Raw genomic sequence first — 16,940 nt, 5'->3', positions numbered from 1 at the left:
GCCCCCTGCCGCGAGCGGCTGGCTCAGGGCGGTGATCATCACCAGCACCCAGGCGCTGGCCACGCCGGTGCCGAAGCGCAGCAGCAGGTGCGACCAGAAACCATTGGCCCAGAACGAAGCCAGGGTCAGCAGTACACACAGCCACAAACCGCCGAGCAAACGCCGGCGCACTTGCGCGGGACGCCGGGAAAACATGGCGTCCACCGCGCCAATGAAATAACCGAGGTAGTTGGCGGCGGCAATCAGCCCGGCGGCGGTCAGGTCGATCTGACCTTCGCTGAGCAGGTGCGGCAGTTGCGGTGTCAGGGCAAACCGGCCGATGCCCATGGCCATCATCAGGGCAACGAAACTGGCGGATAAGCGAATCAGGGGAGACATGGTCTGGATTCCGTTTAGAGGATCAATGACCGTCAGGCTAGGACTGATTGACTTTCTTTAAAAATGAATAATAGTGAGTAACTTGTTCTTTTTTGGAGAATGTCGTGGAATTCAGCCAATTGCGCATCTTCCAGGCGGTGGCGGAGGAAGGGTCCATAACCCGGGCCGCCGAACGGCTGCATCGAGTGCCGTCGAACCTGTCGACCCGGCTCAAGCAGCTGGAAGAGCAACTGGGTGTCGAACTGTTCCTGCGTGAGCGTCAGCGCCTGCAGTTGTCTCCTGCGGGAAAAGTCCTGCTGGACTACACCGCCAGGCTGTTTGCCTTGCGCGACGAAGCCAGCGCAGCCGTGCAGGGCGGGCAACCGGCGGGCGACTTCGTGCTCGGCACCATGTACAGCACGGCTGCTATTCACCTTCCGGGGCTATTGGCGCGCTACCACCGCCTGTATCCGGCCGTGAACCTGCAAGTACAGTCCGGACCCAGTGGTGAATTGCTCGAAGGCCTGCTCACCGGCCGACTCGATGCGGCGCTGGTGGATGGCCCCATGGAACTGGCCGGGCTCGACGGCGTGCCCTTGTGCGACGAGCGCCTGGTGCTGATCAGCGAGGCCGATCATCCGCCCGTGCGCAGCGCGCTGGATGTGGAAGGCCGCGCGGTGTTTACCTTTCGCCAGGGCTGCTCCTACCGCATGCGCCTGGAGGCCTGGTTCGCCCATGACCATGCGGCGATGGGCCGGGCGATGGAGATCGAGTCCTATCCGGGCATGCTGGCGTGTGTGATTGCCGGTTCCGGTGTGGCGCTGATGTCGGAGTCGATGCTCGCCAGTCTGCCGGGCCGTGAGAGTGTGGCCGTGCATCCGTTGGCCGAACCGTTCGCCAGTGCTACCACCTGGCTGATGTGGCGCAAGGGCATGGTCGGGGCCAACCTGAATGCCTGGATCGAACAACAACAGGTGGTTTTTCCGCCGACACCGGTGCCGGCGCAGGAAATTGCCTGAACACAGGCTGATTGTGATGGATTCAGTAACAGATCATTGCGACTTTGCGCGAGCATTGCGTAGGACTTCGGACTATTATCTGTGCGAAGGGGCTACAGAATTTCGGCCGCTCGGCACTACCCTGAAGGGGGCACCATGAAAGAGAAAATTCAAAACTGGCTGCATGACCTGGGCGTGGCTCTCGGTCTGATCGAACCGCCGCTGCAACCCGTGCCTGTTCGTACAGACGACGAACAGCGCCGACGTCAGCAGCGTCGCCGGTAATTGCAGATAACACCTGTCAGGTGAAAGGTTTTCCCGTGGCGAGGGAGCAAGCTCCCTTGTCGCTTCGTGTACGTTTGATCACCAGCGTTAGTACCGCCCAATCTCCAGCAAAAACCGACTCAAATCATTTGCCGTCCTGGCGGTCTTGAGCATCCGGTCTTCCTCAACGGAAAACGCCGTTACACCCAGCTCATCTTCCAGATGGAAGATCAGCTCTTCGATATCTTCTTTATCCAGTCCCAACTGCGCCAGGCTGGTGTTGTCGTCGAAGTCATCCCGACCTTCCAGCAGGCGGCTGATAAAGCGATGCACGACAGCACGAACGGCAGCTTCTTTCATGAACGTTCTTCTAGGAGGTAGTTGTAATTCTTCCTGCCGATGCAGTTCCTGCCGTTGAGTACAGCAGGCTTTAGCCGTGTGAACGCTGCCATTCGTCAATCATGCTGCGCAAATGCTCTCCGGAAAAACTGCCGAAATGCCCGCCATGCACCGTGCGGATCGACAACGCGTGCAGGCGTTGCAGGCTACGGGCGTAGTCATCGAGGTTGGAGTGGTAGGCGTCTTCGATCAGCGGTCCGTCGTAGATGATGTCGCCGCTGAACAGGGTCTCGGTGGCGGCTTCGTACAGGCAGATGCCACCCGGCGAATGTCCCGGTGTATGCACGACCTGCAACACGCGGTTGCCCAGGTCCAGCACATCCCCATCTTCGACAAACCCCGTGGCCGGCGCGGCCTTGACCCGGTATTCGGCGTAGCACAGCGGACAATCAGGGTGCGCCTCGAACATGTCGTCGCCGACAAAGGCTTTGCTCAGGTCGTTGTCGCCATCCGGCGCGGCGAGAATGTCCGCCTCGGCCGGATGCACCAGCCGTTCAGCGAATTCGTGATGACCGGCGATGTGATCGAAATGGCAGTGGCTGGCCACGGCCACCAGCGGCCGCTCGGTGATCCATGGCAGTTGCTCGCGCAGACTGACCAGGCCCGAGCCGCTGTCCAGCAGCAGGTCTTTGTCACGACCCTGGATGTGCCAGAGATTGCAGCGATAGAAAGGCCGGATGTACGGCTCGTGAATCAGGCGGATGCCGTCACTGAGTTGTTTGACCTCGAACCACTGGTCGCGAGAAACAATCTTCATAAAACGTTTTCTCCAGACGAAAAAAAACGGGTGTGGCAACCGACGCCACACCCGTCGAAGAAAGCATCAAGTCGTTATGTATAGCTTAGGCAGCGCTGGCCACAGTCACCGGGCGAGGGGACAGCAGGCTGACCAGCACAAAGCTCACCAGGCCAATGCCGAGGCTGTAGTAGATCGGGGTGTTGGCGTCCAGACCGTCCTTGAACATGAACAGCAGCGCAGTGGCGAAGCCCATGCCCATGCTGGCGATGGCGCCGGCGGTTGTGGCGCGTTTCCAGAAGATGGCGCCCATCAGCGGGATCAGCATGCCGCCCACCAACAGGTTGTAGGCCAGGGTCAGGGCGCTGATCACATCGTTCACGATCAGGGCAATGGCCAGAACCACACAGCCGGTCAACAGGGTGAACAGGCGGTTGATCGCCAGGCTCGACTGTTTACCGCCACGCAGTTTCGGCAGCAAGTCTTCGGTCAGGGTGGTGGCAGCGGCCAGCAGGCCAGCGCTGGCGGTGGACATCATGGCGGCCAGTGCGGCAGCGATTACCAGGCCACGGATACCGTCCGGCAGGGACAGTTTCACGATGGCGGCGAAGGCGTTGTTGACGTTGTCCAGATCCGGGATCAGTACGTGTGCAGCCATGCCGATCAGGGCACAGGCCAGACCGTAGAGGATGCAGTAGATACCGGCAGCGGTACCGGCAACCTGAGCCACTTTGGCGGTCTTGACGGTGAACACCCGTTGCCAGATGTCCTGACCGATCAGGATGCCGAAGAAGTAGATCATGAAGTAGGTGATGATGGTGTCCCAACCGATGGTGGTGAAGCTGAAGCTTGCCGCCGGCAGTTTCATCACCAGCTCATCCCAGCCACCGACGCGGTACAGGCAGATTGGCAACAGGATGAACATCAGGCCTACGGTCTTGATCACGAACTGGACGATGTCGGTCAGGGTCAGCGACCACATGCCGCCAATGGCCGAGTAGATCACCACGACGCCGCCGCCGAGCAGTACCGAGATCCAGAACGGCAGGCCGAACAGCACTTGCAGAACGGTGCCGATTGCCAGGATCGAGGTCACGCCGATCATCAGCGCGTACGCCAGCATGATCACCGCGCTCGCGGAGCGGGCCATCGGGTTGTAGCGTTTTTCCAGCACCTGGGTAACGGTGTAGATCTTCAGTTTCAACAGCGGCTTGGCGAGAAACAGGTTCAGCGCCACGATCCCGCAACCCAGAGCGGCGCAGAGCCAGAAACCGGAGATGCCATGCACGTAGCCCAGACGCACGGTGCCCACGGTGGATGCGCCGCCCAGAACGGTGGCAGCCATGGTGCCCATGTACAGGCTAGGGCCGAGGTTACGACCGGCGACCAAAAAGTCTTCGTTGGTCTTGGCCTTGCGCATGCCGTAGTAGCCGAGTATCAGCATCGCGGCGGCGTAGATGAGTACGACGAATAAATCCAAAGCCATGACGGCGTGTCTCCGATTGTCTTTTTTATGTGGAACAAAAATATTTCTGTGGCGCAGCTCTCTGTGGGAGCGGGCTTGCTCGCGAAAGCGGTCTGTCAGTCACATCAGTGTTGAATGTGCCGCCGTCTTCGCGAGCAAGCCCGCTCCCACAGGTCTTGTGTTACATCAGGCGACTTGTCGCATCGCCGGTTTAGCGAGCGAATCCGTGCTCTTGCTGCGTGAATCGTTCGGGCCGAACACTTCGCGCGGTTCCGGGAACAGGCTCAGCAGCGCCAGGTACACCAGCGAGGCAAGGCCCAGGGTCACCGGCAGGCTGATGTCGATACCACCGGCCATTTCGCCCAGTGGCCCGACAAACTGCCCCGGCAGGTTCACGAAGCACAGGCCGACGGCCGCGCTCGGAATCCAGGCACCCAGGCCACGCCAGTTCCAGCCGTGGGTGAACCAGTAGCGGCCGCCTTTTTCACCGCGGGTGAACACTTGCAGGTCATCCGGGCAGTAGAAGCCGCGACGCACCAGCAGGCCGATGATCATGATCACCATCCATGGGGTGGTGCAGGTGATGATCAGTACGGCGAAGGTCGACACACTCTGTACCAGGTTGGCCGCGAAGCGCCCGATGAAGATGAAGGCAATCGACATCACACCGATCAGCAGCGTGGCCTTGACCCGCGACAGCACCCGTGGAAACACGCTGGACATGTCCAGCCCGGTGCCATAGAGCGAGGTGGTGCCGGTGGACATGCCACCAATCACTGCGATCAGGCACACCGGCAGGAAGAACCAGCTCGGCGAGACTGCCAGCAGGCCGCCGACATAGTTGTTGGCCGCGATGTAGTCCGGTGCCTTGATCGCTACGATGGTCGCGGTGGCCAGGCCGAACAGGAACGGGATGAAGGTCGCGATCTGCGAAATCACCACCGCCGCCATGATCCGGCGCTTGGAGGTGTCGCGCGGGATGTAGCGCGACCAGTCACCGAGGAACGCACCGAAGGAAATCGGGTTGCTCATGGCCACCAGCGCCGCGCCGATGAAAGCCGCCCAGAAACCCGGTTGCCCCATGTTCACGGTGCCGGCGTAGTTCGCATCGAAAGGACCGGCGAAGGCGAAGATGCCCAGCAGGAACAGCAGACTGGCGCTCCACACCGCGATCTTGTTGACCCACAGCAGGAAGCGGAAGCCATAGATGCACACGGTCAGTACCAGAATCGCGAACAGACCATAGGCCAGGCCCAGGGTCAGGTCGGTTTCCGGCAGGCCGATCAGGCGTTTGGCGCCACCGATCAGCGCATCACCCGAACTCCATACCGAGAGCGAGAAGAAGGCGATGGCGGTCAACAGCGACAGGAACGAACCGACGATCCGCCCGTGCACGCCGAAGTGCGCACCGGAAGACACGGCATTGTTGGTGCCGTTGATCGGGCCGAACAGGCCCATTGGCGCGAGGATCAGCGAACCCAGCAATACGCCCAGCACAATCGCCCAGACGCCTGCCTGGAAAGACAGGCCGAACAGTACCGGGAAACTGCCGAGGACGGCGGTAGCAAAGGTGTTGGAACCACCGAAGATCATCCGGAACAAGTCCGTCGGGCCTGCGGTGCGTTCGTTGTCCGGGATCTGTTCGACCCCGTGGGTTTCAATTTGCGTAAGGCTTTGGTCTTTGTTGTTGTTATTCATGATCAGCTCCGATCATAAAGGCGCGCTCATCGTGCGTGAGCGTCACCTGTGTTGGCTAAGGGGGTGGCAGCCCTTCCGGCATCGCGGACAAATGTTCGTGGCAGGCCAGCCATAGGCCTTGTTGTTCTTGGCCAGACGCTTGTTTCTTGAAAACAATCGTCTCGCGCTCCTGGCTAAAGTGCTGCTCCCCTTGCATGCGCAGCTCGGTGGCTACGTCATGGATGAAAATCGCCACATCACCCTGCAGGCTGACGTAAGCGTTGCTTGAGGTGCACGAAAGCACCTCGAAGCCATCCTCTGAGCGCCAGCTGTCCCACATCGCCTGGTAGGCGTCGCGCGACAGCAGGGGCTGTTCGAGGGTATAGAAGACGAAGCTGGCATCGGCGCTGAACGCGCCGAAGTAGGCTTCGCGATCGTTACGGGCAAAAGCGGACACCAGATCGGCGGCGGCTTTCAAAACCTGATCGCGTTCGTTCATGAACCATCCTCAGCGGTGGACTACGCCAGGCAGTACGCAGAGCATTTCGTACAGCAGGTTGGCGGCCAGCAGCGAGGTGTTGCCGGTGGTGTCGTATGCGGGCGAGACTTCTACCAGATCGCAACCGACCAGGTCGAGGCCCTGGCAACCGCGAACGATCTCGATCGCCTGAATGGTCGTCAGACCACCGATTTCCGGGGTGCCGGTACCCGGTGCCCAGGCCGGATCGATGCCGTCGATGTCGAAACTCAGGTAGACCGGACCGTTGCCGACTTTCTCGCGGACTTCAGCCATCAGAGGCTCCAGCGATTTGTGCCAGCACTCTTCGGCCTGAACCACACGGAAGCCCTGGTTGCGGCTCCAGTTGAAGTCGTCAGCGGTGTAGCCCTGGGCGCGCAGGCCAATCTGCACAACGCGGTCCGGGTCCAGCAGGCCTTCTTCGACAGCACGACGGAAGGTGGTGCCGTGGGCGATTTTCTCGCCGAACATGTGATCGTTCACGTCAGCGTGAGCGTCGATGTGCACCAGACCGACCTTGCCGTGCTTTTTGTGGATGGCACGCAGGATCGGCAGGGTGATGGTGTGGTCGCCGCCCAGGGTCAGCGGGATCACATCGTGTTCGAGGATATTGTCGTAGGACTCTTCGATGATCCGCACGGCATCCAGCAGGTTGAAGGTGTTGATCGCGATGTCGCCAATGTCGGCAACTGACAGCGAGTCGAACGGCGCAGCGCCGGTCGCCATGTTGTACGGGCGGATCATTACCGATTCAGCGCGGATTTCGCGAGGCCCGAAACGGGTGCCAGGGCGCAGCGAGGTACCGATGTCCAGTGGTACGCCTACGAAGGCAGCGTCCAGGCCGGCAGCGGTATTCAAGTGGGGGAGTCGCATCATGGTGGCGATGCCGCCGAAGCGCGGCATTTCGTTGCCGCCCAGTGGTTGGTGAAGAATCTTGTCCACGGGTAGGGCCTCATCGTCGTTGTTTTATTTATAGGGTTGCGCCGTTCACGGAAGGTACGGGCACCGTTGTGGGCCGATTCTGCGAAATGTAGTGGCCGGGAAGAATCGCTACGGGCAAATACTTAGTTCAGATTTTTCTAAACTAATGACGAGGACGACGATAGACTTGTTGCCTCATCCTTCAAAGTGATGAGTTGTACAGTACCTGTGGGAGTGAGCTTCATTACCTTCAGCGGTGTGCGTTACCCCGAGATCGGAGCATTTCCATGGCCAACGCTTTACCCGACCTGAAACTATTGCGCATCTTCGTCAGCGTGGTGCGGCATCAGGGGTTCGCCAACGCCCAGCAGGAGCTCAACCTCTCGACGTCGGCCATCAGTACCTACATGAGTCAGCTCGAAGCAGCCCTCGGCCTGGTGCTCTGCCATCGCGGCCGTGGCGGTTTCAGTCTGACCAGCAAGGGCGAACTGTTCCATCAGGAAACCCTGCGCCTGTTGGGCGAACTCGAAGGCTTCGAGCAGTACGCCGCCGCGCTCAAGGGCGAGTTGCGCGGTACCTTGAACCTCGGGGTGATCGACTCCACCGTCAGCGACAAGGCCCTGCCGTTCGCCGAAGCCATCGGCGCCTACAGCCAGGAACACCCGGCCGTGCACTTGCACCTGTCGGTGATGAGCCCTTACGAATTGCAACTCGGTGTGCAGGACAACCGTCTCGACCTGGCCATCGGCGCGTTTTCCACGCGCATGAGCGGTCTGGTGTACATGCCGCTGTACCGTGAACAACACTGGTTGTATTGCAGCACGCGCCATCCGCTGTTCAACGAGCGGCGCATTCCCGAGCAAGTCATCACCCAGCAGCGCATGGTCGGTCGTGGCTACTGGAGCCAGGCTGAACTGGCGCGTCACGGCTTCAAGCACAGCGCCGCGACCGTGGAAAGTATGGAAGCCCAGTTGATACTGGTGCTGTCCGGCGCCTACATCGGCTATTTGCCGGAGCACTACGCCCAGGCCTGGGCCGACAAGGGCGACTTGCGGGTGTTGCTGCCGGCGACATTCGGCTATCAGGCGCCGTTCTCGATGATCGTGCGCCGGGGCCGCAGTCGCGAGCCGCTGATCCAGACGTTCCGCGACTTGCTTAAAGCCCAACTGAATCAGGCCTGAGAAGATGTCCAGAATCCAGTGCCCGCGCTGCCTGCGCCCGCAAAGCCACTGCCTGTGCCCGTTGATCCCGAGCCTCGACAGCCGCACCCGCGTGCTGCTGTTGCAGCATCCGAGCGAAGTGAACCATGCGCTGAACACGGCACGGTTGGCGGTGTTGGGCTTGAACAATGCCGAGTTGATCGTGGGGGAAGTGTTTGAGAATTTGCCCACGCTTTTGAATCAGCCGGGGTATCAGGCGCGGTTGTTGTTTCCGGGCGAAGAAGTGCAACCGATGAAAGCCTATAGCTCATCTGATGAACCGATGTTGTTAGTGGTCCCGGACGGCACCTGGCGCAAGGCGCGCAAGATGCTGCACCTCAATCCGCTGCTGGCGGCGTTGCCGAGGGTGGCGCTGGCCGAGGGCGGTGTGTCCCGTTATCGGCTGCGCAAGGCACCGGGACCTGGGGCGCTGTCGACGGTGGAGGCGATTGTGCAGGCGCTTGAAACCCTTGAGGCACCGACGTCTTTTGCGCCGTTGTTAAAGCCGTTTGAAGCGTTGATCGAGGGGCAGATTGCGGCGATGGGGGAGGAGGTTTACCAGCGTAATCATGCCGACAGGTGATCGTTGTATGTGCCGGCCTCTTCGCGGGCAAGCCCGCTCCCACAGGTTCAGTGGCGTGCGCAGATTTTGTGTACACAACGGACACTGTGGGAGCGGGCTTGCCCGCGATGGGGCCGGTTCAATCACCATAACTTCTGAAAAAGACTACCTCTCCCGCATCGCCTCAGTCCGGGCCTTGAGCACCGGTTTAAGCAAGTAATCCAGCACCGTTTTCTCCCCGGTAATGATGTCCACTGTCGCCACCATCCCCGGGATGATCAGCAGCGGCTTCACATCCCCGCCCAGATGGTTTTTGTCAGTGCGCACCTGAATCAGATAAAAGCTGTTGCCCTTGTCGTCGGTGATGGTGTCGGCGCCGATCAGTTCCAGCTTGGCGCTCAGGCCGCCGTAGATCGTGTAGTCGTAGGCACTGAACTTGACCATGGCTTTCTGGCCCGGATGCAGGAATGCAACGTCTTGCGGGCGGACTTTGGCTTCGATCAGCAGGTTGTCTTCCAGCGGCACGATTTCCACCATGTCGTTGCCGGGCTGGACCACGCCGCCGATGGTATTGACCTTCAACACCTTGATGATGCCGTGAACCGGCGATACCACGGTGGTACGGGTCACACGGTCGTCGATGGCGATGCTCGATGCCGTGATTTTCGACAGGTCGGTGCGTTTCTCATTCAGCTCTTTGGCGGCTTCCGAGCGGAAGGTCTGTTCCGACTCATCAATCTTGCTTTTGATCTCGTTGATCGCCGATTCGGCCCGGGGAATGGCCAGGGTGGTGGCGTTCAGCGAGCCGCGAATCTCCACGGCGCTGCGTTTGAGCCGCAGGATTTCCACCGGTGACACGGCGCCGGTGCCCACCAGCGGGGTGGACATGTTCATCTCTTGTTGCAGCAGCGCCAGGCTGGAGCTGAACTGTCCCTGTTTCGAGCGGAACTCTGCCAACTCCTGGGTTTTTTGCCGAAGTTGCTCGGTCAGCGTGCGCTGCTCGCTCGCGAGTCGACGTTGCCGCTGCTCGTACAGCGAGCGCTCGTCTTCGGCCACTTGCGGGGCTTTGGCGATCACTTCTTCTGATAGCTTGAACGGCCGGCCTTCAGCCTCGGCCGAAAGCCGTTCGACCTGCGCGGTCAAGGCATAGCGATCGGCTTCGCTTTCGCCCTTGTTCGATAGGTAGCGCGTGTCATCCAGGCGCAGCAAGGTGTCGCCCTTGTTCACCATTTGCCCTTCGCGGACGAAAATTTCAGTGACGATGCCACCCTCCAGGTTCTGGATCACCTGGACTTTGCTCGAGGGAATCGCCTTGCCTTCGCCCATGGTCACTTCCTGCAACACCGCGAATTTGGCCCAGACCAGTGCGCTGACCACCAGCGCAGCCGCCAGCCATACGGTGATTCGCGACCAGCGTGGTGAGTCCTGCAACGAGGCGCCGGCGGTTTCCGGCATGAACTCGGTTTCGGCACTTTTGTTGAAACTGTCGAAGTAGCCACGTGCTTTCGTTGTTACAGGCAGGTCAGCAGACATGGTCAACTCCTAGACGGCCGCAGAGCCGACACGGCCCTTGCGCAATGCATCGATGACTGCTTCTTTCGGGCCGTCGGCGACGATCCGTCCGTTGTCCAGCACCACCAACCGGTCCACCAGGCTCAGCATCGAAGTTCGATGGGTTACCAGCAGGATGGTTTTGCCCTGGACCCAGTCGTGGAGTTTTTTTCGCAGGACGTCTTCGCTGCTGTTGTCCATGGCGCTGGTGGGTTCGTCAAGCAGCATGATTGGCGGGTCGAGCAACATGGCCCTGGCCATCAATACGGCCTGGCGCTGGCCGCCGGACAGCAGTTGCCCGCGTTCGCCCACAGGCCGGTCGAAGCCGTGCGGGTGTTGCCGGGCCAGTTCGGTGACCCCGGTCATTTCCGCCACTTCGAGCATGCGTGAGTCGCTGATATAGCGCGCGCCGAGGGTCAGGTTGTCGCGCAGGCTGCCGGCCAGCAGCGGCAGGTCGTGGGCGACGTAGCCGATTTGATGGCGCAGGTCGGCTACGTCCAGTTGCCGCAGGTCCAGGCCATCGAGCAGCAACTGGCCTTCATCCGGTTCGTAGAACCCCATCACCAGCCGCGCCAGGGTGCTTTTGCCTGAGCCGCTGCGGCCGATGATGCCGACGCGCTCGCCGGGTTTCACACTGAAGCTGATATTGGCCAGGGCCGGAGCGCTCTGGCCGTTGTAGTGGAAGTTCACGCCGACAACATCCAGCGCGCCTTGCAGCTGGGTGCGCTCCAGCGGCCGTTGTCTGGCGTCGCGCTCCTGGGGCAGGCCCATCAGCGCGTCGGTGCTTTTCATGGTCAGTTGCGCTTGCTGGTAGCGGGTGATCAGGCCGGCGATCTGTCCCAGTGGCGCCAGCACCCGACTGCCCAGCATGTAGCTGGCCACCAGGGCACCGACGCTGAGGTTGCCGGCGATGATGCTGTAGACCCCGGCAACGATGGTCGCCATACCGGACAGTTGCTGGATGAAGAGCGTGCCGTTGGTGGCCAGGGCCGAGAGGTTGCGCGCGTGGCTGTCGAGGCGGGTGAGGGCACCGTGGGTGCTTTCCCATTTGTGCTGGCGTTCGCTTTCGGCGCTGCAGGCCTTGAGGGTTTCCAGGCCGCTGAGGGTTTCGATCAACAGTGCCTGGCGTTCGGCGCCGAGGCTGAGGCTCTTTTGCACGGTGTCGCGCAGGCGTACCTGGATCACCATGGCGAAGATGATGGTGATGGGGAACGCCAGAATCGGGATTACCACCAGCCAGCCACCGAGCAGGCCGATCACCAGTAGCATCAACAGGCAGAAGGGCAGATCGATCAGGCTGGTGAGGGTCACGGCGGTGAGGAATTCCCGCAGGCCCTGGAAGTCATGAATGCTTTGGGCAAAACCACCAATGGTCGCCGGCCGCGCTTTCATCGCCATGCCGGTGATGCGCTCGAACAGGGTGGCCGACAGGATCACGTCGGTTTTCTTGCCGGCGGTATCCAGCAAGTGCGCGCGCACGATCCGCAGCACCAGTTCGAAAGCGGTGCCGATCAGCAGACCGATCGCCAGCACCCACAAAGTCGAAGTGGCCTGGTTCGGCACCACGCGGTCGTAGGTCTGCATCACGAACAGCGGTACCATCAGCCCCAGCAGGTTGATCAGGAAACTCGCCAGAATTGCATCGCTGTACAGCCATTTCGACAGCTTCAGCGTATCGCGAAACCAGGCGTGGACCCGAGGCACCAACGGCGAGCGCAAGTCTTCGAGTTCGTGACGTGGCCGGGCAAACAACGCCTGGCCACTGTAGTGTTCGGCCAGCTCTTCAGGGCTGAGCCATTGCTCGCCGCCGTCGGCTTCGCTGGGCAGGATCAGCACCTTGCCGTCCTCGCCATAACGGCGCAGGACAGCCGTGCGGCCGTTGTTCAGTAACAACAGCACGGGCAGGTTGAGCGGGGAAATGTCCTTGAGGTCACGGCGCAGCAAGCGCGCCTGCAAACCGGCCCTGGCCGCTGCACGGGGTAGCAGGTCCAGGCTCAGGCGTTGGTGTGCCATGGGGAGCCCGGCACTCAGGCTGGCGCGACTGACTGTCGCGCCGTGGAGTTTGCAGAGGATCAACAGACCGTCCAGAAGCGGGTCATCGAAGCTCAGGCGCGGATCGACACCGGTGTTGCCGGGTTCCATGCTGGTCATTGAACCCTCCCATGCACTACTTCATATCAGGCAGTCGAGCTTCGTTTTTCACTTCGGTCTGGGCGATCGCGTCGGCGGGCAGTACGACCCGTTGTTTGCTCAACAACTGGCCCATGTTCGCCAGGACGCGGTACATCGAAAACTCTTCGGTGTAGCGCACTTCGGTGTAGCGACGGTTAGCGTTGTAGAGTTCGTTTTCACTGTCCAGCAGATCAAGCAGGGTCCGTTGACCGAGGCCGAACTGATCCTGGTAGGCAATGCGTACGCGCTTGCTGGTTTCGGCGTATTCACGGGCGGTCGGGGTTTGTTTCTTGGCATTGACCATGGCGTTCCAGGCCAGGTGAATGTTCTCGTTGAGCTGGCGCAGGGCATTGTTACGGATGTCCATGGCCTGGTTGATCTTGTGCGAATCGGAGGCCAGGCGCGCCTTGTCGCTGCCGCCGCGGAACAGGTTGTAGTTCATGATCACGCCGACCCGCCATTCGTTGTCGTGGCCTTCGTCACCCTGCACGTTGTTGTTCGCGCCCACTGCCGCCTCGGCGTCGAAGCGTGGGTAGAACGGCGACTTGGCGACTTCGTACTGGCTTTCGGCCGATTGCACGTCGGCCTGGGCGGATTTCAGGTAAGGGTTGTTTTCCACCATGCTCTGCTGGGCTTCGGGCAGGGAGGTGGGGACTTCGCCGCGAATCGATGGCGGGGTTTCGAGTTCATCGGGCATGCGCCCCACAACGGCGTAGAAGTTCGACTCGGCATCGGCCAGATCGACTTCGGCGGTGTCGAGGTTGTTTTCTGCCAGTGCCCGGCGAGCCGAGGACTGGTCGGCATCGGCGTTGCTGCCCACGCCGCGCTGGGTGCGCAGGCCGATCTGGTCGTTGACCCGCAAGTGTGCTTGCAGATTGTTCTTGGCCAGTGTCACCAGTTCGCGGCGCTTGAGTACTTCGAGGTAGACCTCGGTGGTGCGCAGGGCCAGGTCCTGAGCCGTACCCTGAGCGTAATAGGCTCGCGAGTTGACCACGCCCTGGGTGCGCTGGACTTCATTGGCGGTGTTGAACCCGTCGAAGAGCATTTGCCGCAGGCGCAATTCCGACTGGGTGTAGTTCAAGGTTTCAGTGTTGTGCCCGCTGGGGGTGAGCGCCCGGGTATTGGTGTTATCGCTGTACGCGCGCCCGTAGGCGGCGTTCAGATCAACCGATGGATAATAGCCCCCTTTGGCGACCTTCACGTCCTCATCAGCCGACAGACGGCTGTCCACCCGCGATGCCAGCTCCGGGTGGGTCGCGATGGTGCTCTGGATTGCTTCGGTCAGCGTCATGGCATGAGCCTGGGACGAGCAGGCCATGGCTAAAAGAACCGCGCTGCAGAGGGGGGTTAATAGGCGCATTTACATCTCCCTGATTCCTGATGGTGCTTATCAGTCGCCAATTATTTGACGACTTTTATAGGTAAAGTTGTTTCACCTCTTTAACAAAAGAGCTAAGAACATTCTGGAGCGTAGCTAAGAAATTTTTTTCATAACGCGTATGCCAAAAAAAACTTATGAGCTCTGCAAAATCCAGCACATTGTTCAATTCGAAAGCCCTTGTTTTATGGGCTCTAGGGCGCTCATCGGGGTTTGAGGAAAGTTCCAATCCACTTATCGACATAGAGCGGAGAAGTGCTGGAGGGGAGGGATGCGAACGATCTGGTTGCGACGGTTTTTTGTCACTTGACTGATTCGAGATCGTTACGCATTGCTCACAGGCAACGTTGTTGCGCACGGGGATCCGATGCCATTGATTGCAGAGGGTTTTTCCCGAAATCGTAAACAGCGCCGTGAGCGACTGGCTGGGCGAGATCGTTGCCGGGGCTGCGGCTTACTCAAGTAAACCGGCACCCGGAACACGATCCGCCAGACAACCCGCTTGAGCCATGCGCACGTTCTTCGCACAAACAAGGTGCCGACAGCGGTTGGCAGCGGAGGAAGTGCACCATGGCAACGCTCATCGGTATCGTCAGTAAGGTCATCGGCCAGGTGTTCGCGGTTGCGAGCGACGGTACCCGGCGTGCTTTGGTCGAGGGGGACCGGTTGTTCGCCGGCGACCAACTGAGCACCGGTGCTGAAGGGGCGGTGGCGGTGCATCTGCAAAATGGCCAGGAACTGACCCTCGGGCGTGGCAGCAGCATGCAGATGACTTCGCAGCTGCTCGCCAATCAGATTCCCCATGTGGACTCGCCTGAAGCGGTGACGCCGAGCCAGGCGCAACTGACCGATGTCGAACAGCTGCAAAAAGCCATTGCGGCGGGCGACGACCCGACCCAGACCGCTGAAGCCACCGCTGCCGGGACTGCCACGACTACCGGTGTGCCGGGCGGCGTTCAGGGCAGTGGCCACAGTTTCGTCCTGCTCGAAGAAGTGGGCGGGCGAGTCGACCCGATCATTGGCTTCCCCACTGCCGGTTTCAACGGCATTCCCGAACTTCCCGAAGAACGCTTGAACGCTAATCCGGACAACACTGTAGCGGCCGATGCGCCTGTGGTGCCGCCAGTGACGCCGGAGGTGCCGAACAATCCGGTCACCTTCAATGGACTGTCGGAGCAGAATGGCGAGCGGACCGTCAATGAAGCCAACCTGGCCGATGGTTCGGCGAGGAACGAAGGCTTGCTGACACGAAGCGGCACCTTCACCATCAATGCGCCAGACGGGCTGACCAGCCTCAGCATCGGCGGGATCAACTTGATCAGCGGCGGCGTGGCGGCAGGTTTCCCGCAGTCGATCACCTCCCCGCTGGGCGGCACGCTGACCGTCACCAGTTACAACCCGGCCACGGGCGTGGTCAGTTACAGCTACACCCTCAACGGTGCCGAAACCCATGCAAGCGGCGAGGGTGCCAATAGTCTTGTCGAACACGTCACCGTGGTGGCCAGCGACAGCAATGGCGACAGCGCTACCGGTACGCTGGATATCAGCATCACCGACGACGTGCCAAAAGCAGTCGATGACAACAATGGCACTGCCTCGGAAACCCTGCTGACCCTCAACGGCAACGTGTTGAGCAACGACGTGCAAGGCGCTGACCGCGTACCGCTCGGGGAAAACAGCGGGCCCATCACCCCCGGTACCTTCACCGGCACTTACGGCACGTTGGTGCTCAATGCCAACGGCACCTACACCTACACCCTCAACACCAGCGATGCCGATTTCAAGGCGTTGCACGGCGGGGGCGACGGTACGGAAACCTTCACCTATACGCTGACGGACGCCGATGGCGACAGCAGCACCGCCAACCTGGTGCTGCAGATCCACAACAACGATGACCCGATCACGATTGGCGGTTTGAATGCTGAGGGCGGCGAGTTGACCGTCTTCGAGAAAAACCTCAGCGATGGCAGCAGCCCCGACGCACCGGCGCTGACCCAGAGCGGCACCTTCACCGTCGCCGCGCTGGACGGCGTGACGACCCTCACCGTCGGCGGCATCGCCGTGGTCAGCGCTGGTGTGACCGCCGGCTTCCCGCAGTCGATCACCACGCCGCTGGGCAGCACGCTGACCGTCACCGGGTTCAACGCGGCCACGGGTGTCGTCAGCTACAGCTACACCCTCAACGACAACGAAGCCCACCCGACCGCCAACGGCGCCAACAGCCTGCCCGAGCAGTTCGCCGTGTCCGTGGTCGACGACAACGGCAGCACCGCGACCGGTTCACTGGACGTGAACATCGTCGACGACCTGCCGCAAGGCGTGGACGACAGCAACGCCAGTACCGCTTCGGAAACCCTGCTGACGTTGAGCGGCAACGTGCTGAGCAACGACGTGCAAGGCGCCGACCGGGTAACCCTCGGCGAAAACGCCGGCCCGATCACCCCCGGCACTTTCACCGGCACGTACGGCACGTTGGTGCTGAATGCCAATGGCACCTACACCTACACGCTGAACACCAGCGATGCCGATTTCAAGGCGTTGCATGGCGGTGGCAATGGCAGCGAATCCTTCACCTACACCCTCACCGATTCGGACGGCGACAGCAGAACCGCCAACCTGGTGCTGCAGATCCACAACAACGATGACCCGATCACGATTGGCGGTTTGAACGCTCAGGGTGGCGAGCTCACCGTCTTCGAGAAAAACCTCAGCGACGGCAGCGCACCGGATGCCACCGCGCTGAC

15 protein-coding genes are annotated in these 16,940 nt (G+C 60.8%); 5 read left to right on the top strand and 10 right to left on the bottom strand.

The genetic code is table 11. The annotated features are described in order from the left end of the window. Nucleotides 1-378, bottom strand: a 378-nt coding sequence (locus PMI29_RS01705) for a YbfB/YjiJ family MFS transporter (protein WP_008004057.1), incomplete at its 3' end; no start/stop codon positions are given. 104 nt (nt 379-482) lie between these two features. Here PMI29_RS01705 and ptrR point away from each other — a divergent pair. Further along, nucleotides 483-1,376, top strand: a complete 894-nt coding sequence (gene ptrR / locus PMI29_RS01710; protein WP_008004056.1) for a putrescine utilization regulator PtrR — start codon at nt 483-485, stop codon at nt 1,374-1,376. A gap of 135 nt (nt 1,377-1,511) precedes the next feature. Further along, entirely contained in the window at nt 1,512-1,640 is a 129-nt protein-coding gene (locus PMI29_RS32875; RefSeq protein WP_007972508.1) for a PA1414 family protein, read from the top strand. An 87-nt stretch (nt 1,641-1,727) separates the two neighbouring features. On the opposite strand, the gene PMI29_RS01715 is transcribed toward PMI29_RS32875, so the two are convergent. The 6 genes from PMI29_RS01715 to speB form a co-directional block, all read right to left on the bottom strand. Further along, complete coding sequence (locus PMI29_RS01715; protein ID WP_008004054.1) at nt 1,728-1,979, bottom strand: phosphopantetheine-containing protein; 252 nt, start codon at nt 1,977-1,979, stop codon at nt 1,728-1,730. Nucleotides 1,980-2,049: 70 nt separating this feature from the next. Then, nucleotides 2,050-2,775, bottom strand: a complete 726-nt coding sequence (locus PMI29_RS01720; RefSeq protein WP_008004051.1) for an MBL fold metallo-hydrolase — start codon at nt 2,773-2,775, stop codon at nt 2,050-2,052. Nucleotides 2,776-2,860: 85 nt separating this feature from the next. Continuing rightward, entirely contained in the window at nt 2,861-4,240 is a 1,380-nt protein-coding gene (locus PMI29_RS01725; protein ID WP_008004050.1) for a sodium:solute symporter, read from the bottom strand. A 165-nt stretch (nt 4,241-4,405) separates the two neighbouring features. Continuing rightward, nucleotides 4,406-5,917: a purine-cytosine permease family protein gene (locus PMI29_RS01730; protein WP_008004049.1), complete on the bottom strand. Its 1,512-nt coding sequence runs from the start codon at nt 5,915-5,917 to the stop codon at nt 4,406-4,408. 55 nt (nt 5,918-5,972) lie between these two features. After that, a complete protein-coding gene (locus tag PMI29_RS01735; RefSeq protein WP_008004048.1) occupies nt 5,973-6,395 on the bottom strand; it encodes a YybH family protein in 423 nt (140 codons plus the stop codon). 9 nt (nt 6,396-6,404) lie between these two features. After that, nucleotides 6,405-7,355, bottom strand: a complete 951-nt coding sequence (gene speB, locus PMI29_RS01740) for an agmatinase (RefSeq protein ID WP_008004047.1) — start codon at nt 7,353-7,355, stop codon at nt 6,405-6,407. 266 nt (nt 7,356-7,621) lie between these two features. Here speB and PMI29_RS01745 point away from each other — a divergent pair, with 266 nt between their 5' ends. After that, nucleotides 7,622-8,515: a LysR family transcriptional regulator gene (locus PMI29_RS01745; RefSeq protein WP_007972518.1), complete on the top strand. Its 894-nt coding sequence runs from the start codon at nt 7,622-7,624 to the stop codon at nt 8,513-8,515. 4 nt (nt 8,516-8,519) lie between these two features. Further along, nucleotides 8,520-9,116, top strand: coding sequence for a tRNA-uridine aminocarboxypropyltransferase (locus PMI29_RS01750; RefSeq protein ID WP_008004046.1), 597 nt, complete (start codon nt 8,520-8,522; stop codon nt 9,114-9,116). A 144-nt stretch (nt 9,117-9,260) separates the two neighbouring features. Here PMI29_RS01750 and PMI29_RS01755 read toward each other — a convergent pair whose 3' ends face one another. From PMI29_RS01755 to PMI29_RS01765, 3 genes are read right to left on the bottom strand one after another with little or no spacing between them, the layout of a single operon-like run. Beyond that, the gene (locus PMI29_RS01755) at nt 9,261-10,628 is read right to left on the bottom strand and encodes an HlyD family type I secretion periplasmic adaptor subunit (protein WP_008004045.1); all 1,368 of its coding nucleotides are present in this window, start codon (nt 10,626-10,628) and stop codon (nt 9,261-9,263) included. Nucleotides 10,629-10,637: 9 nt separating this feature from the next. Then, entirely contained in the window at nt 10,638-12,797 is a 2,160-nt protein-coding gene (locus PMI29_RS01760; RefSeq protein WP_008004044.1) for a type I secretion system permease/ATPase, read from the bottom strand. Nucleotides 12,798-12,813: 16 nt separating this feature from the next. Continuing rightward, nucleotides 12,814-14,178, bottom strand: a complete 1,365-nt coding sequence (locus tag PMI29_RS01765; RefSeq protein WP_008004043.1) for a TolC family outer membrane protein — start codon at nt 14,176-14,178, stop codon at nt 12,814-12,816. A gap of 588 nt (nt 14,179-14,766) precedes the next feature. On the opposite strand from PMI29_RS01765, the gene PMI29_RS01770 reads away from it, so the two are divergent. Next, nucleotides 14,767-16,940 (top strand): retention module-containing protein (locus PMI29_RS01770; protein ID WP_008004042.1); only part of this gene is annotated, 2,174 nt, incomplete at its 3' end.

The organism is Pseudomonas sp. GM49 (genome assembly GCF_000282355.1).
Taxonomy (GTDB): domain Bacteria; phylum Pseudomonadota; class Gammaproteobacteria; order Pseudomonadales; family Pseudomonadaceae; genus Aquipseudomonas.
Note: the sequence above shows the minus strand (reverse complement) of the source record. Positions and strands in the feature narration are given on the sequence as shown.

Coding starts and splice junctions, on each gene's coding strand:
- PMI29_RS32875 (WP_007972508.1), top strand. CDS start 1,512: ATGAAAGAGAAAATTCAAAACTGGCTGCATGACCTGGGCGTGGCTCTC.
- PMI29_RS01715 (WP_008004054.1), bottom strand. CDS start 1,979: ATGAAAGAAGCTGCCGTTCGTGCTGTCGTGCATCGCTTTATCAGCCGC.
- PMI29_RS01720 (WP_008004051.1), bottom strand. CDS start 2,775: ATGAAGATTGTTTCTCGCGACCAGTGGTTCGAGGTCAAACAACTCAGT.
- PMI29_RS01725 (WP_008004050.1), bottom strand. CDS start 4,240: ATGGCTTTGGATTTATTCGTCGTACTCATCTACGCCGCCGCGATGCTG.
- PMI29_RS01730 (WP_008004049.1), bottom strand. CDS start 5,917: ATGAATAACAACAACAAAGACCAAAGCCTTACGCAAATTGAAACCCAC.
- PMI29_RS01735 (WP_008004048.1), bottom strand. CDS start 6,395: ATGAACGAACGCGATCAGGTTTTGAAAGCCGCCGCCGATCTGGTGTCC.
- PMI29_RS01745 (WP_007972518.1), top strand. CDS start 7,622: ATGGCCAACGCTTTACCCGACCTGAAACTATTGCGCATCTTCGTCAGC.
- PMI29_RS01750 (WP_008004046.1), top strand. CDS start 8,520: ATGTCCAGAATCCAGTGCCCGCGCTGCCTGCGCCCGCAAAGCCACTGC.
- PMI29_RS01755 (WP_008004045.1), bottom strand. CDS start 10,628: ATGTCTGCTGACCTGCCTGTAACAACGAAAGCACGTGGCTACTTCGAC.
- PMI29_RS01760 (WP_008004044.1), bottom strand. CDS start 12,797: ATGACCAGCATGGAACCCGGCAACACCGGTGTCGATCCGCGCCTGAGC.
- PMI29_RS01765 (WP_008004043.1), bottom strand. CDS start 14,178: ATGCGCCTATTAACCCCCCTCTGCAGCGCGGTTCTTTTAGCCATGGCC.